Source organism: Promicromonospora sp. NPDC057488, assembly GCF_042802395.1.
In the GTDB taxonomy this organism is placed as follows: Bacteria; Actinomycetota; Actinomycetes; order Actinomycetales; family Cellulomonadaceae; genus Promicromonospora.
Map to the genome: position 1 here is coordinate 13076 of NZ_JBHVEG010000049.1, position 24459 is coordinate 37534.

The 24459-nt window shown below is 74.7% G+C and carries 19 protein-coding genes; 12 read left to right on the forward strand and 7 right to left on the reverse strand.

Annotated elements, in window-relative coordinates:
• Nucleotides 1–145 precede the first annotated feature (145 nt).
• On the forward strand, nucleotides 146–751 hold the full coding sequence (locus tag ACFU5G_RS12545; protein WP_377244537.1) for a TetR/AcrR family transcriptional regulator: 606 nt from the start codon (nucleotides 146–148) through the stop codon (nucleotides 749–751).
• On the opposite strand, the gene ACFU5G_RS12550 is transcribed toward ACFU5G_RS12545, so the two are convergent.
• From ACFU5G_RS12550 to ACFU5G_RS12560, 3 genes are all read right to left on the reverse strand, one after another.
• Nucleotides 714–1595 (reverse strand): aspartate/glutamate racemase family protein, encoded by an 882-nt coding sequence (locus ACFU5G_RS12550; protein ID WP_377244540.1) that lies wholly within the window; start codon nucleotides 1593–1595, stop codon nucleotides 714–716. The genes ACFU5G_RS12545 and ACFU5G_RS12550 overlap by 38 nt on opposite strands.
• A complete protein-coding gene (locus tag ACFU5G_RS12555; RefSeq protein ID WP_377244543.1) occupies nucleotides 1588–2850 on the reverse strand; it encodes a carboxylate--amine ligase in 1263 nt (420 codons plus the stop codon). Before ACFU5G_RS12555 ends, ACFU5G_RS12550 begins: the two co-directional genes overlap by 8 nt.
• Before the next feature lie 116 nt (nucleotides 2851–2966).
• On the reverse strand, nucleotides 2967–3716 hold the full coding sequence (locus ACFU5G_RS12560; RefSeq protein WP_377244546.1) for a YqjF family protein: 750 nt from the start codon (nucleotides 3714–3716) through the stop codon (nucleotides 2967–2969).
• An 81-nt stretch (nucleotides 3717–3797) separates the two neighbouring features.
• Here ACFU5G_RS12560 and ACFU5G_RS12565 point away from each other — a divergent pair, with 81 nt between their 5' ends.
• Entirely contained in the window at nucleotides 3798–5843 is a 2046-nt protein-coding gene (locus tag ACFU5G_RS12565; protein ID WP_377244549.1) for a SigE family RNA polymerase sigma factor, read from the forward strand.
• A gap of 2 nt (nucleotides 5844–5845) precedes the next feature.
• Here the strand turns inward: ACFU5G_RS12565 and ACFU5G_RS12570 are convergent, their stop codons facing one another.
• Nucleotides 5846–6586: an ABC transporter permease gene (locus ACFU5G_RS12570; protein ID WP_377244552.1), complete on the reverse strand. Its 741-nt coding sequence runs from the start codon at nucleotides 6584–6586 to the stop codon at nucleotides 5846–5848.
• A 157-nt stretch (nucleotides 6587–6743) separates the two neighbouring features.
• Between ACFU5G_RS12570 and ACFU5G_RS12575 the strand changes: the two genes are divergently transcribed.
• On the forward strand, nucleotides 6744–7325 hold the full coding sequence (locus ACFU5G_RS12575) for a hypothetical protein (RefSeq protein WP_377244555.1): 582 nt from the start codon (nucleotides 6744–6746) through the stop codon (nucleotides 7323–7325).
• A 2-nt stretch (nucleotides 7326–7327) separates the two neighbouring features.
• On the forward strand, nucleotides 7328–8278 hold the full coding sequence (locus tag ACFU5G_RS12580; RefSeq protein ID WP_377244558.1) for an aminoglycoside phosphotransferase family protein: 951 nt from the start codon (nucleotides 7328–7330) through the stop codon (nucleotides 8276–8278).
• On the opposite strand, the gene ACFU5G_RS12585 is transcribed toward ACFU5G_RS12580, so the two are convergent.
• On the reverse strand, nucleotides 8257–8766 hold the full coding sequence (locus tag ACFU5G_RS12585) for a GNAT family N-acetyltransferase (protein ID WP_377244561.1): 510 nt from the start codon (nucleotides 8764–8766) through the stop codon (nucleotides 8257–8259). The two genes, ACFU5G_RS12580 and ACFU5G_RS12585, sit on opposite strands and share 22 nt — an antisense overlap.
• Nucleotides 8767–8863: 97 nt before the next feature.
• Here ACFU5G_RS12585 and ACFU5G_RS12590 point away from each other — a divergent pair, with 97 nt between their 5' ends.
• Nucleotides 8864–9610: an SDR family NAD(P)-dependent oxidoreductase gene (locus ACFU5G_RS12590; protein ID WP_377244564.1), complete on the forward strand. Its 747-nt coding sequence runs from the start codon at nucleotides 8864–8866 to the stop codon at nucleotides 9608–9610.
• Nucleotides 9611–9615: 5 nt separating this feature from the next.
• Here ACFU5G_RS12590 and ACFU5G_RS12595 read toward each other — a convergent pair whose 3' ends face one another.
• Entirely contained in the window at nucleotides 9616–10212 is a 597-nt protein-coding gene (locus ACFU5G_RS12595) for a TetR/AcrR family transcriptional regulator (protein WP_377244567.1), read from the reverse strand.
• A complete protein-coding gene (locus ACFU5G_RS12600; protein WP_377244570.1) occupies nucleotides 10212–11126 on the reverse strand; it encodes an SDR family oxidoreductase in 915 nt (304 codons plus the stop codon). The genes ACFU5G_RS12595 and ACFU5G_RS12600 overlap by 1 nt, the downstream gene beginning before the upstream one ends.
• Nucleotides 11127–11336: 210 nt before the next feature.
• Between ACFU5G_RS12600 and ACFU5G_RS12605 the strand changes: the two genes are divergently transcribed.
• The 7 genes from ACFU5G_RS12605 (at nucleotide 11337) to ACFU5G_RS12635 (ending at nucleotide 24430) form a co-directional block, all read left to right on the forward strand.
• The gene (locus ACFU5G_RS12605; protein ID WP_377244573.1) at nucleotides 11337–13016 is read left to right on the forward strand and encodes a pyridoxal phosphate-dependent decarboxylase family protein; all 1680 of its coding nucleotides are present in this window, start codon (nucleotides 11337–11339) and stop codon (nucleotides 13014–13016) included.
• Entirely contained in the window at nucleotides 13013–14407 is a 1395-nt protein-coding gene (locus ACFU5G_RS12610) for a lysine N(6)-hydroxylase/L-ornithine N(5)-oxygenase family protein (protein ID WP_377244576.1), read from the forward strand. The genes ACFU5G_RS12605 and ACFU5G_RS12610 overlap by 4 nt, the downstream gene beginning before the upstream one ends.
• A complete protein-coding gene (locus ACFU5G_RS12615) occupies nucleotides 14404–16938 on the forward strand; it encodes a GNAT family N-acetyltransferase (protein WP_377244579.1) in 2535 nt (844 codons plus the stop codon). Before ACFU5G_RS12610 ends, ACFU5G_RS12615 begins: the two co-directional genes overlap by 4 nt.
• A 37-nt stretch (nucleotides 16939–16975) precedes the next feature.
• Nucleotides 16976–19711 (forward strand): GNAT family N-acetyltransferase, encoded by a 2736-nt coding sequence (locus ACFU5G_RS12620; protein ID WP_377244582.1) that lies wholly within the window; start codon nucleotides 16976–16978, stop codon nucleotides 19709–19711.
• A gap of 9 nt (nucleotides 19712–19720) precedes the next feature.
• Nucleotides 19721–20521, forward strand: coding sequence for a dimethylargininase (gene ddaH, locus ACFU5G_RS12625; protein WP_377244585.1), 801 nt, complete (start codon nucleotides 19721–19723; stop codon nucleotides 20519–20521).
• A 112-nt stretch (nucleotides 20522–20633) separates the two neighbouring features.
• Complete coding sequence (locus tag ACFU5G_RS12630) at nucleotides 20634–22574, forward strand: ABC transporter ATP-binding protein (RefSeq protein ID WP_377244588.1); 1941 nt, start codon at nucleotides 20634–20636, stop codon at nucleotides 22572–22574.
• Nucleotides 22571–24430, forward strand: a complete 1860-nt coding sequence (locus ACFU5G_RS12635; RefSeq protein WP_377244591.1) for an ABC transporter ATP-binding protein — start codon at nucleotides 22571–22573, stop codon at nucleotides 24428–24430. The genes ACFU5G_RS12630 and ACFU5G_RS12635 overlap by 4 nt, the downstream gene beginning before the upstream one ends.
• The last annotated feature ends 29 nt before the right edge of the window (nucleotides 24431–24459 follow it).

The window sequence follows — 24459 nt, forward strand, 5'->3', positions numbered from 1 at the left end:
GATCGCCTCCTAGTTTCTAACCGTGCGGTTAAGAACTGGAACGTAGCACCGGGCATTCCCGGGAAGCAATTTCTGACCGATCGGTTTCAAACTTGGTAGACTGCGCGCGGAGACAGGGTCCGAAGGCGCAGGGGAGGGAGCGGTCATGGCAGGCGGGAGACCACGGACGTTCGACGCCGAGGCAGCGCTGGACCGGGCGGTCGAGGTGTTCTGGCGGCAGGGCTACGAGGGCACGGCCGTCGCGGAGCTGACCGAGCGGATGGGCGTGAACAAGCCGAGCCTGTACGCGGTGTTCGGCACCAAGGAGGAGCTCTTCCAGCAGGTCGTGCGGCGCTACGCCGAGGTGGAGCTCGCCTACTTCCGCGACGCCCTCACGCGCCCGACGGCGCTCGAGGTGGTGCGCGACTACCTCGACCGCAACGCCGCCGCGCTCACGCAGCCCGACCGCCCGCCCGGGTGCCTGTCGATCCAGGGCGGGCTGTCGGCCAACCCGGCGCACAGCACGGTGACCCAGTTCCTGGCGAGCAGCCGCCGGGCGGGGGAGGACGCGCTGGCCGAACGCCTCACGCGCGCCCGGGACGAGGGCGACCTGCCCGCCGACGCCGACCCCGTGGCGCTCGCGCGCTACGTCATGGTCGTGTCCGAGGGGCAGGCCGTCCACGCGTCCGCGGGCGCCACGCGCGAGGAGCTCGTGCAGTCCGCCGCGATCGCCGTCAGCGCGTTCGAACGGGCACTCTCGCCCGCGACCTGAGCACGCCCCGGCGCGGCCGGGCGAGCTCGGGCCGGTCTGGCACGCGCAGCCGGCCGCCCGCGCGCAGCACGGTCGCCCGGGCCAGCGCGTCGAGGCTGTCCACCAGCGGCACGCCGGGCAGGCGGTCCGCCGGCGTCGCCTGCGCTGCCACCGACAGCTCGGTGCAGCCCAGGACGACCGCGCCGGCGCCCCGGGACCGCAGGTCCGCGACGACGGCGGCGAGGGCGGTCAGGTCGCCGCCGCGGCCGGCCTTCACGCCGTCGTAGATCAGGGCGGTCACCGCCGCCTGGCCGGCGGCGTCGGGCACCAGGGTCTTGACGCCGCGCGCGCCGAACGCCTCCGCGTAGACGCCCGACGCGACCGTCCCCTCCGTCGCGAGGAGCCCCACCGCCTGCGCCGGCCCGCCGGGACCGAGGGGGTGGCCGGAGAGCGTGTCGCACACCGCGGACACCGTCGTGTCCACCGCGGTCAGGAGCGGGACCGGCGTCGCCGCGGCCACCGGGCCGGCGAAGGCCTGCGCCGTGTTGCACGGCAGCACCAGCAGGCCGGCGCCCGCCCGGGCCAGGCGCCGCGCGTCGTCGGCGAGCACCGGCCCGGGATCGTCCGCCGAGCGCCCCAGCACGAACGCCGTCCGGTCGGGGACGCTCGCGTGCTGGAGCACCACCATGTCGACGTGGTCCTGGTCCCGCGCGGCCTCCGTCAGCCGCACGACGCGGTCCATGAACTGGACCGTGGCCAGCGGCCCGATCCCGCCCAGCACGCCGACCAGCGTCCGGTCGGCCCGGGAGCCGCCGGCCTGGGTTCTGCCAGCCTTCCCGTCGGCCCGGCCCCCGGCGTCAGACAAGCTTGTGTCCCGCGGACGGGAGATCCGGGCGCGGCTCGGGCAGCCCGGGCTCCCCGCCCACCTCCTGCGCCGGGTGGTGCTGCGCGAACTTGCGCACCTGGTTCAGCTCGGCGAGGCGCACCCAGGCGTCGCGGCGCGGCGACCGGTCCGCGCCGTACTTGAGCGGGTGCACGGCGCGGGCCCGGCGCGCGGCGGCCCGCACCGACGGGTCGTGCACGTACCGGTCCAGGAGGAAGCCGGGGACGATCCGGTACAGCACCTCCAGCGGCTCCGCGGCCTCCGGCCAGCTCCCGGTGAGGTGGTCCGCCGTCCAGAGCTCGGCGGGGTTGAGCCCGCTCGCCGTCAGGTAGTAGTTGGACCGCCCCGTGCGCGGGTTCAGCTCGAAGAAGTGGCCGAGCCCGGTGCGCGGGTCCACCTTCACGTCGAAGTTCGCGAAGCCCGTCCAGCCCAGGTGCTCCACGAGCCGGCGGGCGTCCGCCTCCACCTGCGGGAGCGCGCCGGTGAGGATCGCGGCCGGGTTCCCCAGCGTCCCGGGCGTGTGCTCCTCGAGCAGCACCCGGCCGCCCCACGCCATGCGTACCGCACCCGCGCGGTCGGAGTAGGTCGTCATGATCCGCATCTGCGCGTCGTCGCCGGGCACGTACTCCTGGAGGATCATCGGCCGCCGGTAGCCCGCCTCGCCGGCCGCCGCCAGCAGGGCGGCCAGCTCCTCGCGGTCCTGCACCAGGTGCACCTTCGCCTTGCCCGCGAACGACACCCGGTGCCACGCCGAGTTGTCGCCCGGCTTGGCGATCACCGGGAAGCGCAGGTCCAGCTCGCCCACCGGCGCGCCGCCGTCGCGCACCTCCGTGCGCGGGTGCGGTACCCCGAGCCGCAGGCAGAGCTCCGAGAACCGCTGCTTGTCCATCACCTGGTCGAGCAGCGCGGCCGACGGGTAGGGGACGACCGCCGCGTCCTCGAGGCGCTCGCGGTGCTCGGCGAGCGCCCGCACGTACCAGTCCACGCAGGTGACGGCGATGACCGGGCCCGGCGCCGCCGCGGCGATCCGCCGGATCAGCTCGACCATGACGTCGGGGTCGTCCAGCCGCGGCTCCACGACGTTCCGGATGATGGTGGACCGCGCGACGTTGGGCGTCGGCCGGATGGACACGACGGTCGACGTGACGCCGTAACCCTCGTGGAACGCGCGCGCGAGGCTGTACGCGCCGGCGTCGCCGCCGAGGATGACTGGATGGAACGCTGCGTGATGACCCATGTCACTTCACACGTCCCAGACGCCGGAAACGTTGTGTGGTGGTGGGGGTGAAGTACGTTTTGTCCGTTCGGATGGTCCGTGCGGACCGTCCGCGCGGCCTTCGCGCGGAGCGTGCCTCAGAGGCGGGCGCCCCGCCGGACGACGACGGGCGAGCCGTCCGCGACGAAGGTCGAGAACGGCTCGGCGCCCAGGCTCTCGGCGAACGGCCGGCCGTACACCGCCGCGACGTCGCACACAAGGACGGGGTCGCCGGCCTGGCGGACCTGCCAGCTCGGGTGCTCGACCTGGTACTCGACGGTGCCGCCGCCGCGCTGCGCGGCGTAGCCCCAGTAGTGCTCGGTGACGAACTCCTCCTGGGAGCCCGCCACGAGCGGCTCCGCGCCGCCGCGGACGGTGGCGCCGACGCGGTGCCAGGCCCCGGCGTCGCGCCACGCGTACTCGACGAGGCCGCCCGGCGTGACCTCGCCGTCGTGCAGGTCGATCCGGTGCCGCATGGGCCGCGCGACGTAGTTCTCGCCGTAGGCGACCCGGGCCACGGTGGCCAGGGCCCACCGGGGCACGATCTCCTTGACGAACACCACGCCGCGCCGCCAGCCGTCGTCGGCGCGGCGGCGGACGTAGAACCGCAGGTTGATCTCGTCGAAGTCGCGGTGGAAGGGGACGGGGACGCCCAGCAGGCGGGTGTCGAGGAACCGGAAGCCGACCATGCTGACGAGGTGCCGGCCGTCCCAGGTGTCCAGCTCGACGCCGCGCGGGACGAGCGGGCGCAGCGCGTCGGGGTCGGTCTCGTAGCTGAGCAGCACCAGCCGGCGCCACTCGGCGGCGAGAAACAGGCCGGTCCCCGCGCGTGCGTTCTCAGGTGTCACACCGAGGAACGTAGCAAGGACCGGGCGATCTCTTCCGGTGGCCGGGGCAACCTTTGGCGGACACTCTCCGTAGTGGATGGCATGAGGTGGGAGAGCGGGGCGATCATGGACGACTTCGAGGCGAGCGGGCCGGCGGGCGACGGCGCGCCGCACGACGTGCGGGTCGAGGTGCCGCGCTCCCGGGACGTGGAGTTCACCGCGTTCGTCCGGGAGTCCAGCGCCTACCTGCACCGCACCGCGTACCTGCTCTGCGGGGACCGGCACCGGGCCGAGGAGCTGGTGCAGTCCACGTTCGAGCGGGTCTACCGCACGTGGGCCAAGGTCCGGCCGGGCACCGAGACCGCCTATGCCCGCCGGATCCTGGTGAACCTGCGCATCGACGGCTGGCGCCATGCGCGCCGGGAGTCGTTCCCGGGGGACGACAAGATCCCCGTGGCGCCGTCGTCGGACCATGCGGGGCGGGTGGTGCTGCGCGACGAGCTGGTCCGGGGGCTGGCGCTGCTGCCGGTCAACCAGCGGCGGGTGGTGGTGCTGCGGCACCTGCTGGACCTGCCCGAGGCGGAGGTCGCTCGCGAGCTGGGGATCGCCGTCGGCACGGTGAAGGCGGCGAACTCGCGCGGGCTGGCGCGTCTGCGGGACCTGCTGGTGGAGCAGGCCGAGGCGATCGAGCCCGTGGCCGTCGACGAGCAGGCCGTGCTGGACCGCAGCCGGGCGGCGTTGCGGCGGCGCCGGACGGGCCAGGCGGTCGGGGCGGCGTGCGTGGCGGTCCTGGTGGTGCTCGGGGTGCTGACCCGCGGGCCCGTGCCGCTGCCCGGGATCGGGCCGGTGGTGCTGCCGGGCGGGGAGCTGATCGCTCGCCTGCTCGACGACGGCCGCACGGACGGGTTCGGGCCCGGCCCGGACCCGGCGGGTTACACCCGGCTCGCGTGCCCCAAGGACATGCCCGGGCCGACGCCGGCGCGCGCCGCGGAGTCCGGCGAGGACATCGGCCCGCTCGTCGACCCTGTGGTGGTCGACACCGCCGACGCCCGCCCCCTGAGCTGTTACGACGCCGACATCGAGGTGGTCACTCCCGGTTCCCTCGACGACGCGGGCCTGCCGGTCACTCCCTACGGGGAGCCGCTCCCGGAGCCGCGCGGGCTCTCCGCCACGGGCCACGTCTGGACCTTCGACAGCGCGGAGCTGCTCGACGACGACGACACGACCGACGAGGCAGGCATCCGGGCAGACGGCTGGGCGGGCGACGGGTCGGGCAGCTCCTGGACCAGCCTGACCTGGTACCAGGACCGCAGGGCGTTCCCGACGGGCCTCGCCGTCACCGGAGAACACGTGGTCTGGAGCGACTACGCGGCGGCGGGCACGTCACCCCGCGCGAGCTTCGTCAGCACAGCCAGCCTGTCCGACGGAGGCATCAGCTCCTGGACGGAACCCCTGGTCACCAGCCAGGAGAGGGTGTGGCAGATCGCCACCACCCAGGACCATGCCCTGTGGACGGCCGGGGGCGCGGCAGACGACACCCGGCTGTTCGCCGAGACGCTCGACCACGAGGGCACGCCGACGGAGCTCGCGGTCGGCGTCACGGCGCTCGCGGCAGACGAGGACGAGGCGGTGGCCGCGATCCTGACCCCCGGCTCCGGTGAGACCAGCACGACGTCGATCCGGCTGTTCGACGACCTGGGCGGCGCCGACCCGGCCGGCACCCTGCTGATGGAGCTCGAGCACGACTCCTCGTTCGAGGTCACCCAGATCGCGGTCTCGGACGACGTCGTCGCGTGGACGCTCAGCCTCGGCGCCGACGGGCCCGGTGCGCTGTACGTCGTCGACCGCGTCGGCGACGGCGACAGCGTCGTGCGGCTGCCCGACAGCGTCGTCGACGACCTCCGCGCCTCCGGCGGCGTGCTCTCGTGGACCAGCACCGATCCCGGGGTGCAGGACTCGGCGCCGGCGTCCTACCTGTACCGCGCGACGGCGTCGGCCTCCGGCTACGACGGCCCGGATCTGGCCCGGTTCCCGGGCGGGTCGGTGACCGCGAGCGTGGCCGGTGCCCGCACCGCCTGGCTCGAGACCGCGGGTGCGGGGCAGTGGCTCGTCAGGGCGGCGCTGGCCCCCACCCTGGAGCGGGGCTGAGCTCAGTGCGCGTCGTCCTGCGGCAGCTGGGTCGGGGCGCCGAGCAGCCAGCCCAGCGCGGCCACGCAGATGCCGCCGGCGGCCAGGATGCTCGCCAGCACCAGGAGCTGGAACCCTGCCGCCTCCAGGGGCGGCGACCCGGCGAAGACCGCGCCGACGAACGCGCCGGGCAGCGTGACGACGCCGGTGGTGCGGGTCTGGTCGGTCGAGGGGATCAGTGCTGTGGAGGCCGCCGTCCGCACCGCGCGGACCGCCGCCGTCCGCGGCCGGGCACCCAGCGCGAGCCAGCCCTCGATCTCGTCCCGGCCGGTGCGCAGCGCCTGGGCGAGCGCCCGGCCCATCAGGGAGCAGACCGTCATGGTGCTGCCCACGACGATGCCCCCGATCGCCAGGAGATAGCGCGACTCGGCCGGCAGCGCGCCCGTGGCGAACACGACGGTCATCGGCACGGCCGCGGCGACGACCAGCACACCCGCCAGGCGCGGCGCGTACCGCAGGGGCAGGTCGGCCCGGCGCAGCACGACCGCCGTGGCGGCGACGACCATGACGGCCAGGAACACGAGCACCCAGGCGCCGTCGGCCAGCACGCCCGTCAGCACGAGGCTGAGCAGCCCGAGCTGCACCGTGGCGCGCGCGATCGCGACCGGCTGCAGCCACGGGGACTCCAGGCGCAGCGCGGTCACGATGCCGAACGCCACCAGGGCCAGCACGGCCACTGCCACCACCACGGCTACGGGGTCCATGGGCCCAGCATGCCCGGCGGGCGTCGTCCGGTGCCCGAGGGGCGCGGCGACCCGGCCGGGAAGGCGGCCTGACCTGCGGAAAGCCTGGCCGGGCACGGGAACCACCCGGCACGCCGGGGCGTTCGGTCAGCACACGACCCCGACAGAAAGCGTGCGCATGACGAACCTGTCCGACTTCAGCGCCGACGAGCTCGACCAGATCCTGGAGGCCCCGGGCGCGGTGCTCAGGGGCGCGGCCGTCGTCGACGGCGAGCACGGCGGGATCAGGTTCCTGCGGGAGGCCACGGCCGGCGGCCTGGCGATCCGCAAGGCCCGGGAGCACGAGAACGACTTCGTGCGCTCCGTGGCGCTCGCGCTGCGCGACAAGGGCGAGGCGGACGCCGCGGCCGAGGCCGAGGCGGCAGCCAACCCCGCCGCGCGCGTCGGGGTCGCCGCGGCGGCCGCCGCCACGCAGGAGGCGGCGGAGCTGGGCAAGCCGCGTGACCCGGAGGCCGAGGCGGGGCACGCGGTCGAGCTGAGCGGGGCCGTGCTCACGCTCCTGCGGGCACGGGCGGACGAGGAGGACGTCGCCGCCTACCGCGAGTGGCTGCTGCGGATCGGCGCTCGCGTCGCCGGGGCCGTCCGGACCAGGGAGGGCGGCTTCTTCAGCAAGCGGGTCAAGATCTCCGCGACCGAGCAGGCCTTCCTCGACCGGCTCGCGGCCGCCGTCGGGCCTGACCCGGTGCACCCGCAGCGCTGAGCATGAGCTCACCAGGGGTCGAGGTCCCGGCGGCGCTCGCGGCCTCGTATGCCCGGAGCCTCGGCGACGAGGGCCGGGCGTGGACCGCCGCGCTGCCCGGCCTGGTCGCCGACCTGCTGGACCGCTGGGACCTGCGGCGCGACGGCGCGACGTCGGCGGGGGCGGCGTCGCTCGTCGTGCCCGTGGCGAGGCGGGACGGCGTGCGTGCGGTGCTCAAGCTGCAGCCGCCCCGCGCCGAGACCGCCGCCGCCCTGGCCGGGCTGCGCGCGTGGGACGGGCACGGGACGGTGCGGCTGCTCGACCACGACCCCGGCAGCGGCACGATGCTCCTGGAGCGGCTGGACGGCGCCCGCACCCTCGCCACGCTCCCGGACGACGGCGTGGTGATCCAGGTCCTCGCCGAGCTGCACGCCCGGCTGCTCGCCGTCCCGCCGGCGCCCGGGCTGCCGCACCTGCGCGACGTCGCCGCCGCGCTGCTGGAGCAGGTCCCGCGAGCCGTCCCGGGCCTGGCGGACCCGGCCGAGCGGCGCGTCCTGCGGGACTGGGCCGCGGTCGTCGCGGAGCTGGCCGCCGAGCCCGGCGACCGGATGCTGCACTGGGACCTGCACTACGACAACGTCCTCGCCGCGGAGCGCGAGCCGTGGCTCGCGATCGACCCGGAGCCGCTGGTGGGCGACCCGGGCTTCGACCTGTGGCCGGCCCTCGACAGCCGGTGGGACGACGTCGTGGCGGGCGGCGACGCCCGGCGGGTGGTGCGCCGGAGGTTCGACGTGCTCACGGAGGTGCTCGACCTCGACCGGGAACGGGCGGCCGGCTGGACGCTGGGGCGCCTGCTGCAGAACGCCCTGTGGGACGTCGAGGACGGCGCACCCGCGCTCGCGCCCGCCGCGCTCGTCACGGCCGAGGCGCTACGGGGCGGTCCGCCGGGCCCTCAGCCGAGCGGGCGCTCGTAGAACCGCCACAGGTGCTGCAGCTCGGCGGGGATCTCGGACCCGGGATAGGGGTCGCGCTCCACGAACCCCCGGGACTCGTACAGGCGGTGGGCGTCCGTCATGAACCTGTTGCTGTCCAGCCGCACCACCCGCGCCCCGAGGTCGTCCCGGGCCTGCTCGAGGAGCCGGTCCAGCATCGCCGAGCCGACGTGCCGGCCCTGCAGCTCCGGGCGCACGAACATCCGCTTGATCTCGACGACGCCGTCGTCCTGCGCGCGCAGCGCGGCGACGCCGGCGGGCGCGCCGTCGACCTCGGCCACGACCAGCAGGCCGGACGGCCTGCGGAACTTGGCCAGGGCCGCGCCGGTGTGCTGGGCCTCCGTCGACGTCATGGCGAACCCGTAGGTCCGCTCGAACGTGGCCAGGGCCCACGTCATGTACTGCGTCATGAGGTCGAGCACCGCGGCGTCGTCGGCGTCGTCCGCCTCGCGGAGCTGAAGCTGGTCCACCTTCCGGGTCCTTCCCTGGTCCTCGCCCTTGGCCCTCGCCCCTGGTCCTCGTGTCTGGTCTTCGATCAGGGAGCGCCGGTGAACCTAGCATGGCGGCATGAGCCAGGAACTGACCCTCGTCACCGGTGGGACCCGCGGGATCGGGGCCGCCGTCGCGCTGCGGCTCGCCGCCGCCGGGCACGACCTCGTGCTCGGCTACGCCCGGGACGACGAGGCCGCCGCCGCGACGCAGGCGGCCGTGCGGGAGCGGGGCGTGCGGTGCGTCGTGGTCCCCGCGGACCTCACGACCGACGAGGGGATCGAGGCGACGTTCGCCGCCGCGGCCGAGCTCGGCACGCTCACGGCCGTGGTGAACAACGCCGGCGCGACCCTGCACATCGGCCCGCTCGCGGACACGCCGCCGGACGTGGTGCGGCGGGTGATCGACCTCAACCTCACGTCCGCCGTCCTGGTGGCCCGCGCGGCGGTCCGCGCGCTGAGCCCCGCCCGGGGCGGCCGCGGCGGCGTGCTGGTCAACGTGTCCTCGGCCGCCGCCACCCTCGGCTCGCCGGGGGAGTACGTGCACTACGCGGCGGCCAAGGCCGGCGTCGACGCCCTGACCAAGGGCCTCGCGCTCGAGGCCGCCCCGGACGGCATCCGCGTGGTCGGCGTCGCGCCCGGGACCGTCGCCACGCGGATCCACGCCGACGCGGGCGACCCGGACCGCGCCGACCGGGTGGGCGCCACCAACCCGTCGGGCCGCGTGGGCGACCCGGACGACGTCGCGGCCGCGGTCGCGTTCCTGCTGTCCGACGACGCCTCGTACGTCACCGGCGAGACGCTGCGGGTGGCGGGCGGGCGCTGACCGGCCTAACCCGCCGGCCGGTCCGTGGTCCGGTACGGCCGCAGCGCGTTCTCCACCTGCCGGCGCATCCAGTCCGCGAGCGATCCCTCGCGGTGGATCGCCCAGCTGATCATCGCCCCGTGGTAGGTGGTCTCGACGGTCGTCGCCAGCGTCACCGGGTCGACGTCGGCCCGCAGCTCGCCCGCCTCGACGGCGGCCCGCAGGTCCCGTTCGATGCCCGCGCGGACGCCCTGGGCGCCCCGGAGGGTCTGGGCGTGGAAGTCGGGGTCGCTGAGGTCGAGCTGCAGCATGGTGACCGAGTTGGCCATCTGCTCCGGCGTCCGGATGGTCTCGACGGCGAGCACGAGGCCGGCCACGAGCCGGTCCAGGGGAGTGCCCGAGCCGGCCCGGTCCGCGGCGCCGACCCAGAGGTCGACGCCGCGCGTGGCGACCGCCAGGAGCAGGTCGCGCTTGGTGCCGAACCGCTGGACCAGGGTCGCGGCCGACAGCCCGACCTCGGCGGCGACCGCGGCGAAGGTCAGCCGCGCCGGGCCGATCCGGAGCGCGAGGTCGTGCGTCGCGTCGAGGATCGCCTCGTCGCTGACGGTGCGGGGACGGGGCATCAGGCCGGCCCCGGCATGCCGTCGACGAGGGTCAGGTCGCGCGCCGCGCGGTCGACGGCGCCCCAGTCGGGCCGGGTCCCGTCGAGGTCGCGCAGGTCGTACTCGCGCATCAGGTCCCAGGAGCCCAGGGTCTGACCGGCGAACCTGGCCCGGCCGGCGTCGGCCGCCAGCGCGGCGATCCCGCGGGCGAGCAGGTGGGGTGTCTCGGAGTGCTCGAAGTACGGCACGTCCCGGGTGTTCTCGCGCCAGTTCTCCTCGGTGACCCCGAAGTGGTCGAGCATCGACTCGGAGCGCAGGTACCCGGGCGTGACCGTCAGCGCCGTCACGCCGCGGGGCGTGAGCTCGTGGGCCAGGCCCGTCCCCATCCGCACGACCGCGGTCTTGACCAGGTCGTAGGCCATGTTCCCGCGGTAGGGGACCGCCTCCTTGCCGTCGCCCACCTCGACGACCAGGCCGTCCGTGCCCTCCAGCAGGAGCGGGAGCGCGTGGTGGCTGGTGATCAGGTGCGTCTCGATGCCGTTGCGCAGCACGCCGAGCGTCGCGTCCAGCGGGTGCTCCCAGACGGGCTGGTCCCAGCTCAGGAACGGGTCGCCGCCCCAGATGTCGTTCACCAGCACGTCGAGCCGGCCGTGGTCCGTGCGGATGCGCCCCACGAGCCGGGCGACGTCGTCGGCGTCGGTGTGGTCGCAGCGGACGGCGACGCCCTGGCCGCCGGCGGCCGTCACGAGTTCGGCGGTGTCCTCGATGGTCTCGGGCCGGTCCATGGGCGAGCGCCCGGCGCGGGTGGACCGGCCCGTCCCGTAGACGGTGGCGCCGAGCGCGCCCAGCTCGATCGCGGTGGCGCGGCCGGCACCGCGGGTGGCGCCGGCGACGAGGGCGACCTTGCCGGCCAGGGGGAGGAGTTCGGTGGTCATGTGTCGACCATAAGTGAACGTTTGTTTATAAACAAGCGCGGGCCGGTCCGCCCGGCCGGTCGGCGGGAGAGTGACCCGCGCCACGTATCCGGTATGCCCCATGGCTTGACGCGGTTCGCCCAAGGATTAAGTTAGGTCAGGCAAACCTAAGTTGCTCTACGCCGTCCGGTCCGGGCGGCGTTCCTTTCGCCTTCACGAGGAGCCTTCCGCATGCCCTCACGCCTGCCCGCAGTGACGCAGCCAGTGCCCGCCGCACCCTCGCCGGGTACGAGACACGACACGACCGCGCTGCTGCGCGGGGCCACCGCGAGCACCTATGCGGACACGGTCCACGCGGTCGCCGACGACATCGCCGCGCGCCTGACCTCCGTCACCCAGCCGTTCTCGGGCGCCAGCCGCCCCGAGCTGCAGGGCCTGGTGGACGCCGTCGACCTGGACGGCCCGCCGTCGGGCACGGCCGAGGCGCTGCGGGAGGCCGCCGAGCTGTACGCGAGGCACGCGATCTGGTTCCACGAGCCCACCTACGCCGCGCACCTGAACTGCCCGGTCGCGCTGCCCGCCGTGGGCGCCGAGACGATGCTCGCCGCGATCAACACCTCGGTCGACACCTACGACCAGTCCACCGTGGCCACCCTCATGGAGCGGCGCCTGGTCGAGTGGACGGCGGGCCGCATCGGCTTCGCGGTGGACGGCGACGCGCCGGCCGACGGCATCTTCACCTCGGGCGGCACCCAGTCCAACTTCCAGGCCCTGTTCCTGGCCCGCGAGCGGGCGCGCCGCGCCGGCACCCGCCTGGAGTCGATGCGCATCCTCGCCACCACGGCCAGCCACTTCAGCGTCGCCAAGTCCGCGCTGCTGCTCGGCCTGCCCGACGACGCCGTGGTCGCCGTCGGCACCGACACCGAGGGGCGGATGAGCGCCGACGCGCTGGGCGAGACCCTCGTCGACATCGAGCGCACCGGCGACACCGTGATCGCCGTCGTCGCCACGGCCGGCACCACCGACCGCGGCCGCATCGACCCGCTCGGCCCGATCGCCGACCTGTGCGACGCCGTCGGCACCTGGCTGCACGTCGACGCCGCCTACGGCTGCGGCCTGCTGGTCAGCCCCACGCGCCGGCACCTGCTGGACGGCATCGAGCGGGCGCGCAGCGTCACCGTCGACTTCCACAAGTCGTTCTTCCAGCCCGTCTCGTCCAGCGCACTGATCGTGCGCGAGCGCGCCGACCTGGCGCCCGTCGCGTGGCACGCCGACTACCTCAACCCGGAGGAGAACGCCGAGCCCAATCAAGTCGACAAGTCGCTGCAGACCACGCGCCGCTTCGACGCCCTCAAGCTCTGGGTCACCCTCCGCGCGCTCGGCGCGGACGGCATCGGCGCCATGGTGGACGCCGTCTGCGACCTGACCGCCGCCGTGCGCCAGGACCTCGCCGGCGACCGCGACTTCCGGCTGGTCGGCACCACCGACCTGTCCACCGTCCTGTTCCGCTACGAGCCCGACGGCCTGGACCCCGCGCACGCCGACGCGCTGGTGCCGCAGGTGCGGCGCGTGCTGTTCGACTCGGGCCGCGCCCTGGTCGCCAAGACCGTCATCGACGGCCGCCCCTGCCTCAAGCTCACCCTGCTCAACCCTGACGCCACCCTCGCCGACATCCGCGGAGTGCTCGAGCTCGTCCGCTCCGCCGCCCACGGGCTGCTCGCGGGGGAGGCGCTCGCGGACACCGACGAGCCGCCGTGCCGGGACGTGCACCCGCGGCTCGCGCGGGCCGAGGACGGTCGCGCGGAGGACGGTCGCGCGGAGGACGGTCGCGCGGGGGAGGGTCGCGCGGAGGATGGTCCTGAGGATGCCGGCGCCGAAGAGGGCGCCCCGACCGCGGAGGAGGGCCGATGACCCGCACCTACGACCTGCTCGGCATCGGCATCGGTCCGTTCGACCTGGGCCTGGCGGCCCTCGCCCAGCCCCTGGACGACGTCGACGCCGTGTTCCTGGACCAGCGCGACGGCTTCTCCTGGCACGCGGGGATGCTCATCGAGGGCACCACGCTGCAGGTGCCGTTCCTGGCCGACCTGGTGACGATGGCCGACCCGACGTCGCCGTACTCGTTCCTGGCGTGGCTCAAGGAGACGGGGCGGCTGTACCAGTTCTACATCCGCGAGTCGTTCTACCCGCTGCGCGCCGAGTACGACCAGTACTGCCGCTGGGTCGCGGGGCAGCTCCCGACGCTTCGCTGGGGGCGGCAGGTGACGAGCGTGGTCCGCGTGCCGGACCCGGCAGCGCCGTCCGGCTACCTGTTCGAGGTGACCGCCCGGACGGCCGACGGCGTCGAGAAATACTGTGCCAAGCACCTCGTGCTGGGCACCGGCACCCAGCCGCGGCTGCCCGCCTTCCTGGCCGGCCTGGACGGCCGGGAGGGCGCGGGCCCCGTGGTGCACACCAGCGACTACCTGCCGAACCGCGACGCGCTGCGGGCGGCGGGCTCGGTCACGGTGGTGGGCAGCGGGCAGTCCGCGGCCGAGGTGTACCGCGACCTGCTGGAGGACTGCGGCACCGGGCCGGGGGAGCACCGCGTGGACTGGGTGACCCGCTCGCCGCGGTTCTTCCCCATGGAGTACACGAAGCTGACGCTGGAGATGACGTCGCCCGAGTACACCGACCACTACGTGTCGCTGCCGATCGAGCGGCGCGACGTGCTGGGGCGCGAGCAGCGCAACCTGTACAAGGGCATCAGCGGCGACCTGATCGACGACATCTACGACACCCTGTACCGCCGGTCCGCGCTGGGGGCCGAGGTGCCGACCACGCTGCTGTCCGACACGGAGGTGGTCGCCGCCCGGTACGACGCCGGGGGCGCGGACGGCGCGGGCGAGTACGTGCTCACCCTCCGCCACGCCCAGCTCGGCACGACGGTGGAGCGCCGCACCGGTGCGATCGTCGCCGCCACGGGCTACGCGGCCACGGTGCCCGCGTTCCTGGCCCCGGGCCTGGTCAACCTCGACGCGCGCGGCCGCTACGCCGTGACCCGCGACTACACCGTCGACGACGACCGGCGGATCCACGTCGTCAACGGCGAGGAGCACACCCACGGCGTCACGGCCCCCGACCTCGGGTTCGGGCCCTGGCGCAACTCGGTGATCCTCGCGAACGTCACGGGCCGCGAGCCGTACCCGGTCGAGCGCCGGATCGCCTTCCAGCAGTTCGGCCTGCCCGGCCACCAGGTCCACGACCAGACCCACGACCAGACCCACGACCAGACCCACGACGAGATGGAGGCCGCCCGGTGAGCGCCCCGACGACCACGCACGTCTTCGCGACCGCGACCCGCCTCGGCGAGGTCACGATCGAACCCGTCGACCCGGACCGCGACGCGGAGCTGGTGCAGCGCTGGCTCGCGCACCCGGCGTCGTCCTTCTGGCAGATGGGCGACCTGCACGTCGACGACGTGCGCGAGTACCTGGCCGGCATCGTCGCGCGCCCGGCCGAGAACGCCTGGCTCGGGCGGCTGGACGGCGAAGCGGTGTTCCTCACCGAGACGTACGACCCCGGGGTGCTGCTCGACGGCGTGCACGACACGCTGCCCGGCGACCTCGGCATGCACCTGCTCGTGGCCCCGCCCGCGACGCCCCGGCACGGCCTGACGGACGCCGTGATGACAGCCGTCATGCGGTTCTGCCTGTCGGACGGCGGCGCGCCCGCCGGTTCCGGCCAGGGCGCCCTCCGCGTCGTCGTCGAGCCCGACGTCGGCAACCGGAAGATCGCCGCCAAGAACGCCGCAGCGGGCTTCCGCGTGCTGCGCGAGGTGGACCTCGGCCGGGGCGCGCACGCCAAGCGCGCGGCGCTGAGCATCGCGACCCGCGCCGACTTCGCGGCCTCCGCCCTGGGCGACGGCTTCGCGGCCCGCCCCGAGCCCGCGACCCACCGGCCCGATCCCATGGTCGCCACGCACCTGACGGACGGGCACCTGGCGCACGCCCACCGGCACCTGGCCGCCAAGGCCCTGGCGGAGCTCGCCCACGAGCGCCTCTTCCAGCCGGAGCCGGACGGGGCTGCCAGGAACGGGGCCGCCGGGAACACCGGCGCCACGACCCCCGACACCTACCGCCTCGACCTGGACGGCGTGACCTACCGGTTCACCGCCCGCCGCTACGCCCTGGAGCACTGGGTGATCGACGCGGCGTCCATCCGCCGCACGGCCGACGCCGGACTGCGCGGCGTCGTCGACCTGCCCGTGGATGCCCTGGAGCTGATCACCGAGCTGCAGCCGCTGCTGCAGGTGCCCGACACCCTGCTGGCGACGTACCTCGAGGAGCTGTCGGCCACCCTGGCCGGCGCCGCGGCGAAGCGCGAGCGCGAGCTCGACGGCACCACCGCCTCGGTGGCCGGCCTGCTGGAGGCGGCCCGGACGGCGTCCGGCACGCACGCGACCGCCGAGGCGTTCCAGCAGGTCGAGGCCGCGATGACCGAGGGGCACCCGAGCTTCGTCGCGAACAACGGCCGCATCGGCTTCTCCCTGCGCGACTACCGCGCCTACGCGCCCGAGCGCGGCGAGCGCCTGCGCATGCTGTGGCTCGCCGCCCGCCGCGAGCACACCCACCTGGCGCTCGGCGCCGACCAGACCGAGGCGGGCCACTACGGCGTCCCCGGCACCCCGGGCGAGCTGTCCGACGCCGAGCGCGCCGCGTTCGCCGCCCGCCTCGCCGCCCGCGGCCTCGACCCGGCGGACTACCTCTACCTGCCCGTGCACCCCTGGCAGTGGGAGCACCGCGTCGCGGTGACCTTCGCGGCCGACGTCGCGCGCGGCGACCTCGTGCCGCTCGGCCCCGGGTCGGACGAGTACCAGCCCCAGCAGTCGATCCGCACCATGTTCAACCGCACGCGCCCCGAGCGGCACTACGTCAAGGTGGCGCTCGCGATCCAGAACATGGGGTTCCTGCGCGGGCTGTCCCCGGCGTACATGCGCGCCACCCCGGAGATCAACGACTGGGTGGCGCGGCTCGTCGCTAACGACGCGACGCTGCGCGGCGCCGGGTTCGGCGTGCTGCGCGAGCTCGCCGCCGTCGGCTACACGGGCGACGTCTACCACCGCACGCCGCAGCCCAACCCGCACCGCAAGATGCTCGCCGCCCTGTGGCGCGAGTCGCCCGTGCCCCGGCTGGAGCAGGGCGAGCGGCTCGTGACCATGGCGAGCCTGCTGCACCGCGACGCGAGCGGCGCCTCGTTCGCGTCCGCCCTGGTCCGCGAGTCGGGCGTGCCGCCGGAGCAGTGGCTGCGCGCCTACCTCGACGCCTACCTCTACCCGCTGGTGCACTGCCTGCTCACCTACGAGCTCGCGTTCATGCCGCACGGCGAGAACCTCATCCTGGTGCTGCGCGACGGCGTCGTGCGGCGCGCCATCATGAAGGACATCGGCGAGGAGGTCGCCATGCTCGGGCACGGCGCCCTGCCCGCGGGCGTCGAGCGCATCCGCGCCGTCGTGGACGACGACGAGAAGGCGCTCGCGATCTTCACCGACGTGTTCGACGGCGTGCTGCGGCACCTGTCCGGCATCCTCGCCGAGGACGGCGTGCTGGGCGAGGAGCGGTTCTGGGCCCTGGTGGCCGAGACCATCGACCGGCACGCGGCCGAGCACCCGGACCTGGCCGGCTCCCGGCCCGGGATCGGCGTCGACCTGCGGGCCGCGCGGTTCGCGCACTCGTGCCTGAACCGCCTGCAGCTGCGCAACACGCTCCAGATGGTGGACCTGACCAACCAGTCCCAGTCGCTGATCTACGCGGGTACGCTCGCCAACCCCGTGCGGCGCACCCCAGAGAGATGAACCTCAGAAGAATGAACGCGGAGAGATGATAGGGAACGTGGACTTCGACCTGTTTCGTGACGAACTCGGCATCCCGCACGTGCGGGCCGCCACGGAGACGGCGCTGGCCTACGGCCAGGGCTGGGTGACGGCCCAGGACCGCGGGCTGCAGGTCGAGGCGGACCGGATGCGGGCCGAGGAGCGGTACGGCGAGATCGCCGGCCCGGCGGGCGCGGCCTGGGACCGGTTCGCCGCCCGGGAGCGGCTGGCCGCCACGGCCCGCGAGATCCACGACGCCCTGGCGCAGCCCGAGCGCGCGTGGCTGGCGGCCTACGCCGACGGCGTCAGCGCCGGGCTGCTGGCCGGCGGCCGCGACGTGCCCGAGCTGGCCGGGGTGCCGTTCCGGCCCTGGCAGCCGTGGACGCCGATCGGGGTGTTCCTCGCGAGCCACGTGCTGTTCAACGGGTTCCCGAGCATCCTGTGGCGCGCCCACGTGGCCCGGCACCTGCACGTCCCGGGCGTGCCCCTGGATCGGGTGCTGGGCCTGTTCGCGGCCGACGGCGGCTCCGGGTCGAACGCGTGGGCCGTCAACGGGCGGTTCACCGAGTCGGGCAGCCCGCTGGTCGCGGGCGACCCGCACCGCACCCTGGAGCTGCCCGGTCCCTACCAGCAGGTCCGGCTCGCGTGCACCGACCCGGCCGCGCCGTACGACGTGCTCGGGTTCGCCTTCCCGGGGGTGCCGGGTGTGCCGCACTTCGGGCACGCGGTGCACGGCACGCCCGCCGGTGGCTCCGGGTCCTCCGTGGCCTGGGGTATCACCAACGCCGCCGCGCACCACGTGGAGGTCGTGGCCGACGGCGCGGACAGCGCCGGACCCGACGGCTGGCGGCTGCACTGGCCGGCCCGCGAGCTGTCCGACGTCGGCGTCGGGGTGTGGCGCGCGCTGCTGCACGCCCGCACGGCGCGCGACGTCGCCGACGCGTTCGCCGGATGGGTGGACCCCGTCAACCGGGTGCTCACCGCCGACAGCGCGGGCGACGTGCTGAGCCTGACGGCGGGCAAGGTCCCCGCCGTCCCGGCCGGAGCGCCCGAGCTGGCGCTGCCCACCGCGAAGCCGGCCGACGGCTACGTCGACCTCCCGGCGCCCGCGCCGGTGACCGAGGTCGCCGTCGACGCCAACGAGCGGCCCGCGACCCAGCGGCCCGCCGGGGCCGACGGCCGGCCGGGCTCCGGCCCGCGCGACCTGCGGACGGGCCGGGAGGCGCACGCCCTGGGCTGGTCCTACGCGCCGCACCGCGCCGAGCGGATCCGGCAGCTGCTCGCGGCAGGCACCGCCCCGGAGTCGCCCGCCACGCAGGCCCGGATCCACGGCGACACCCGCGACCTCGGAGCGCCGGACCTGGTGGGCCACCTGGCCCACGACACGTCGGCGGCCGCGGTCCGACTGCGGAACTGGGCCGACGGCGGCGCCCACGTGGACGCGTCATCGACCGACGCCGCCCTCTACATGCGCTGGCGCGACGCTCTGGCCCGCCGCCTGGCCGGGCACCCCGTGCTCGCCGCGCTGCACGAGCCGCACGGGCAGGACCCGGCGCTCGCGCCGGTGCTGGGCGGGGTGTTCGACGTCGCCGCCGCCGTCGGGGCGGGGCTCGCCCGCATCCTGGCCGCGGACTGGCTCGTCGTCGACGGGCCGGACGGGGAGCGGCTGCGGATCGACGTGGCGGCCGAGGCGAGCGCGGCGCTGGCCGAGGTCGCGGGCGGGGTGGCCGGCGCGGGCGGCGCGGCCGGCGTCGTCCCCGAGGGACCCACCTGGGGCGACCTGCACGTCCCGGCCCCGCTCCTGCCGGTGCCCGAACTGCTGGCGCCCGACCTGCCGGCGCCCGCGGTGCCGGGCGGCCCGCTCGGCGTGCGGCCCGCCCCGGTCTCGGGGAACAACGAGTCGGTGCGCTGCACGGGCGGCTCGCCGGGTGTCGCGCCCACGGCCTACCGCGCCTCGGTGGCCCGGTACGTCTGGGACCTGTCGGACCGCACGAAGAGCCGGTGGGGCGTGCCGTTCGGCGCCGACGGCCGGCCCGGCGGCGCGCACTTCGACGACCAGCACGCCACGTGGGCCGACGCCCGCACCACCGCCGTCGTCACCGACTGGGACCGCCTGCGCCCGGCCGACACCAGCCTGCGCCTGCTGAACGGCGCCCGCGGCGCCGAGGTGTGGCGCCGCGACTTCGGGCCCCACGGCGTCGTCACGGCCCACGTGCTGGACCCGGACGCCGACGCCGGCCTGCTGCACGGGTGGTTCACGCAGCCGCGGGCCGCGTTCTGGGGGATGGGGGAGCACACCCGCGACGAGGTGCGGGACACCTACGCCTTCGTGGACTCCCTGGAGACCCACCACGCCTACCTCGTGCGGTGGGACGGTGAGCCCGTGGTGCTCGTGCAGGCCTACCACCCGGAGCACGACCCGATCGGCACCGCCTACGACGTGCTGCCCGGCGACCTCGGGCTGCACTTCTTCCTCGGCAGCCGCGGGCCGGTCGCCCGGCACGGCGCGCCCGAGGACCCGTGGACCGTGCTCGGGCCGGCCATGCGCGAGTTCCTCTTCGCGGGGGCGGGCACCCGCCGCCTGGTGGGGGAGCCGGACGCGCACAACGAGAAGGCGCTGCGCCGCATGCAGGTCATGGGGTTCACCGCGGGCGAGGTGGTCTCGTTCGAGTCGCCGCAGGGGCCCAAGGTCGCGCGGATGGCCTACCTCGGCCGGGAGGCGGCGCTCGCGGCCGCCGATGTCCCGGTGGGCTAACGTCGCAGGATGGTCACCACAGAGCCCGCGCACCGCACCCTGCTCGTCCGCCCGCCGTCGCCCGCCCTGGCCGACGGCGAGCTGACGCACCTCGAGCGCGTCCCCGTCGACGCGGCCCTGGCCGCGGCGCAGTGGGCGCGGTACGTGGACGTGTTCCGGGACCTGGGCTGGGCGGTGCGCGAGCTGCCCGCCGCCGACGAGCACCCCGACGGCGTGTTCGTCGAGGACGCCGTGGTGGTGTTCGACGCGCCCGGGTCCGACGCGCGCGGGCTGGCCGTCCTGACCCGGCCCGGCGCCCTGTCCCGGCGCGGCGAGATCGAGTCGATGCGGCCCGTGGCCGCGGCGACCGGGCGCGAGGTCGCCGAGATCGCCGAGCCCGGCACCCTGGAGGGCGGCGACATCCTCAAGGTCGGCCGCACCGTCTACGTGGGCCGGACGCTGCGCACCAACGCCGAGGGTGCGGCCCAGCTGCGGGCGCTGCTCGAGCCGCGCGGCTGGAGCGTCGTCGAGGTGCCGGTCACGAAGGCGCTGCACCTGAAGACGGCCGTCACCGCGCTGCCGGACGGCACCGTGATCGGGTACCCGCCGCTGGTCGACGACCCGTCCGTGTTCCCGTCCTTCCTGCCGGTTCCCGAGGCCGAGGGGACCGCCGTCGTCGTGCTGGACCAGGACACGGTCCTGCTGTCCGAGGGGGCGCCGGGGACCGCCGCGCTGCTGCGCGAGCGGGGGCTCACGGTGCGCACCACGCCCGTGAGCGAGTTCGAGAAGCTCGAGGGCTGCGTGACCTGCCTGTCGGTGCGCGTGCGCTGAATCCGGGCCCGATCCGCGCCCCGCCGTCGGCCCGGAATGCTGTGGCGCAGGTCACAAGAAGAAAGGTGCTTACCGAAACTAACAACTTGCGCCCGGCGGGATAATGGTTGTGATGCCTCCCACAGACGAACGCTCGAATCGATCCGATCCTTCTTCTGACCCCAGTAGTCCGCCCGGCGCGGAGCGCAGCACCTTCGCGTCGATCCGCCGCCTCTACCCCTACGTCCGGCCCGCACTGCCGCGTCTGGTCGGGGGACTGGTGGCCTCCCTCGGCGCCAGCCTCATGGCGCTCGCCATCCCGCGCGTGCTCCAGTGGGTCACCGACGGTCCGCTGACCGCCGGCGCCCGCGAGCACGACTGGTCGGGCCTGATCTGGTCCGTCGTCCTCGTCGCCGCGCTCGGCGTGGGCGAGGCCGGACTGATCCTCCTGCGCCGCACGCTCGTCATGTTCCCCGGCACCCGGGTCGAGGCCGTGATGCGCATGGCGCTGTTCAAGCACCTGCAGGACCTCCCGGTCGCGTTCCACGACCGCTGGCCCGGCGGGCAGCTGCTCAGCCGCATCATGGGCGACCTCGGCCTGCTGCGCCGCTGGCTCGTGTTCGGCATCCTGCAGCTCGTGGTCAGCTTCGTGACAATCGTCGTGGGTGTCGCGCTGCTCGTGGTCACCGGCGGCTGGCTCGGCGTGATCTTCCTGTGCGGCGCGATCCCGGTGACGATCCTGGCGTTCCGGTTCTCCCGCAAGTACCGCAAGATCTCGCGGCTCTCCCAGGACCAGTCGGGCGACCTGGCCACCACCGTCGAGGAGTCGGTGCACGGCATCCGCGTGCTCAAGGCCTTCGGCCGCGGCCCGGACGCCCTGGACTCGTTCACCGACCAGGCGTCCGAGCTGCGCGAGACCGAGATCCGCAAGGCCACCACCGACGCCGGCCTGACCACCGCGCTGCGCGTGATCCCCGAGGCGACGCAGGCCGTCGCCCTCGTGGTCGGCGTCTACCTGGTGGCGCAGGGCGACATGACACTCGGTGCGCTGGTCGCGTTCTTCACCACCACCGCGGTCATCAACGGGCCCGTCGTCGACCTCGGCATGACCCTGTCGATGACGCTCAACGCTCGCACCGCCGTCGACCGGTTCTTCGAGGTCATCGAGACCGTCAACCCGCTCACGGACCCGGCCCGGCCCGCCGAGCTGCCGCCCGCCACGGGGGAGACCGGCGGTCACGTCGCCTTCCGCAACGTCACCTTCCGGTACGACGACGCCGCCCGCCCCGTGCTTGACCAGGTCGACCTGGAGCTGCCGCCCGGCACCACCACCGCCCTGGTCGGCCTGACCGGCTCCGGCAAGTCGACCCTCGCGATGCTCGCGCCCCGGCTCTTCGACGTCACGGCGGGCGTGGTCGAGGTGGACGGTGTCGACGTACGCGACATGACCCGCGCCCAGGTGCGCGAGCGCGTCGCCGTCGCCTTCGAGGACCCGACGCTGTTCTCCGCCTCCGTCCGGGACAACGTGCTGCTCGGCGTGCGCGACGACCTGCCGGAGCGCGAGCGCGAGGCGCTCATGACGCAGGCGCTGGAGGTCGCCCAGGCCCAGTTCGTGCTGGACCTGCCCGACGGCGTCGGCACGCGGATCGGTGAGGAGGGCATGTCGCTGTCCGGCGGTCAGCGGCAACGGCTCGCGCTGGCCCGGGCCATCGCGGCCCGGCCGCGGGTGCTCGTGCTCGACGACCCGCTGTCCGCCCTCGACGTCACCACCGAGGAGGCAGTCACCGCCCGCCTGCGGGACGTGCTGCAGGCCACGACCAGCCTGATCATCGCGCACCGGCCCTCCACGGTGGCCCTGGCCGACCGGGTGGCCGTGCTGCAGGGCGGACGCATCACCGCCGTCGGCACGCACCACGACCTGCTCGCCACAGACCCGCACTACCGGTACATCATCTCGAGCCTCGAACAGGACTACGAGGCGCACGAGGGGGACAGCGCCGGTGCCGGTTCTGCCGATCCCGGACAGGCCGATCCCAGGAACGCCCACCCCGAGAGCCAGGAGGCGCTGTCATGACCGCGACTACCGAGACCACCACCGCGGGGTCCGGCCGCCGTCGGCCCACCGACGCCGCCGCGGACGACGAGACCCTGCTCGGCACGGACGCGTCGCGCGCCGTCCGCACCCGGTCCATGCAGCTGCTCGGCGACCTGCTGCGCTCCCACAAGAAGGCGCTGTCCTGGGCCGCCGTGCTCGTGGTCGCGTCCACGCTCGGGCAGGTGGCCGGGCCGTGGCTCGTGGCCGTCGCGATCGACAAGGCGGTGCCTGCCCTGCAGGACGGATCCGTCACGCCGCTCGTGCTGACGGGCGCCGGATACCTCGTCGCGGCCGTGCTCGGCGGCGTCGCGGCCGGCGCCTACGTGCGAGCAGCGGCACGCATCGCCCAGGCCGTGCTGCTCGACCTGCGCCGCCGCGTGTTCCGCCAGACCCAGCGGCTCTCGCTCGAGTTCCACGAGTCGTACACCTCGGGCCGCATCATCTCCCGGCAGACCTCCGACCTGGAGGCGCTGCGGGAGCTGCTCGACGGCGGCCTGACCGGCGTCGTCTCCTCGCTGCTGCTCATGGTGTTCACCTTCGTGAGCCTGCTGCTCATCGACTGGCGCTCCGGCCTCGTGCTCGCCGTCGCGTTCCTCCCTGCCTGGCTGCTCACCCGCTGGTTCCAGCGCATGTCCCAGCGGTACTACCGGGAGCAGCGGACGGCGTCGGCCCGGCTCATCGTCAAGTTCGTCGAGACCATGACCGGCATGCGCGCCGTCCAGGCGTTCCGCCGCGAGCCCACCACCGAGGCGGACTACGGCAAGCTCGGCGAGGACTACCGCGACGCCAACCTGCAGATCTTCGGCGTCAACGGGCGGTTCCAGCCCGGCCTGATCCTGATCGGCAACCTGACGGTCGTCGCGGCGCTCGCGGTCGGCGGCTGGCGGGTGCTGGACGGCGCCCTCGAGGTGGGCGTGCTCGCGGCGGTGCTGCTGTACTGCAAGCGATTCTTCCAGCCGGTGCAGCAGCTCGGCATGTTCTACAACTCCTTCCAGTCCGCCACGGCGGCGCTGGAGAAGGTGTCGGGCCTGCTCGCCGAGGAGCCCACCGTCGTCGAGCCCGCGAACCCGACGCCGCTGGCGGCGGCCGGCGACCGGGCCCGGGGCGAGCTGCGGCTCGACCACGTGCGGTTCCAGTACGGCGAGGGCCCCGTGGTGCTGCCGGACCTGGACCTCACGATCCCGGCCGGGCAGACCGTGGCCGTGGTCGGCACCACGGGTGCCGGCAAGTCCACGGTGGCGAAGCTGGTCACGCGCTTCTACGACGCGTCGGCCGGCGCCGTGCGGCTGGACGGGATCGACGTGCGCGACCTGTCCTCGACCGACCTGCGACGTGCCGTCGTCATGGTGACGCAGGAGGCGTACCTGTTCAGCGGGTCCGTGCGCGAGAACATCGCGCTCGGCCGGCCGGGCGCGTCCCAGGAGGAGATCGAGGCGGCGGCACGGGCCGTGGGCGCGCACGAGTTCGTCATGGAGATGCCCGACGGCTACGACACCGACGTGAACAAGCGCGGCGGGCGCGTGTCGGCGGGGCAGCGGCAGCTGCTGTCGTTCGCCCGGGCGTTCCTCGCCGACCCGGCGGTGCTGGTGCTCGACGAGGCGACGTCGTCCCTCGACATGCCCGGTGAGCGGCTGGTGCAGCGGGGCCTGCAGACCCTGCTGGCCGACCGGACCGCGATCATCATCGCGCACCGGCTCTCCACCGTCGCGATCGCTGACCGGGTGCTCGTGATGGAGCACGGCGCGGTGGTCGAGGACGGCACACCCGCCGAGCTGATCGCGGGCGACGGGCGGTACGCGCGGCTGCACGAGGCGTGGCAGGACTCGCTGGTCTGAGCCGCGTGCTGCTGGGCCGCGTGCTGCGG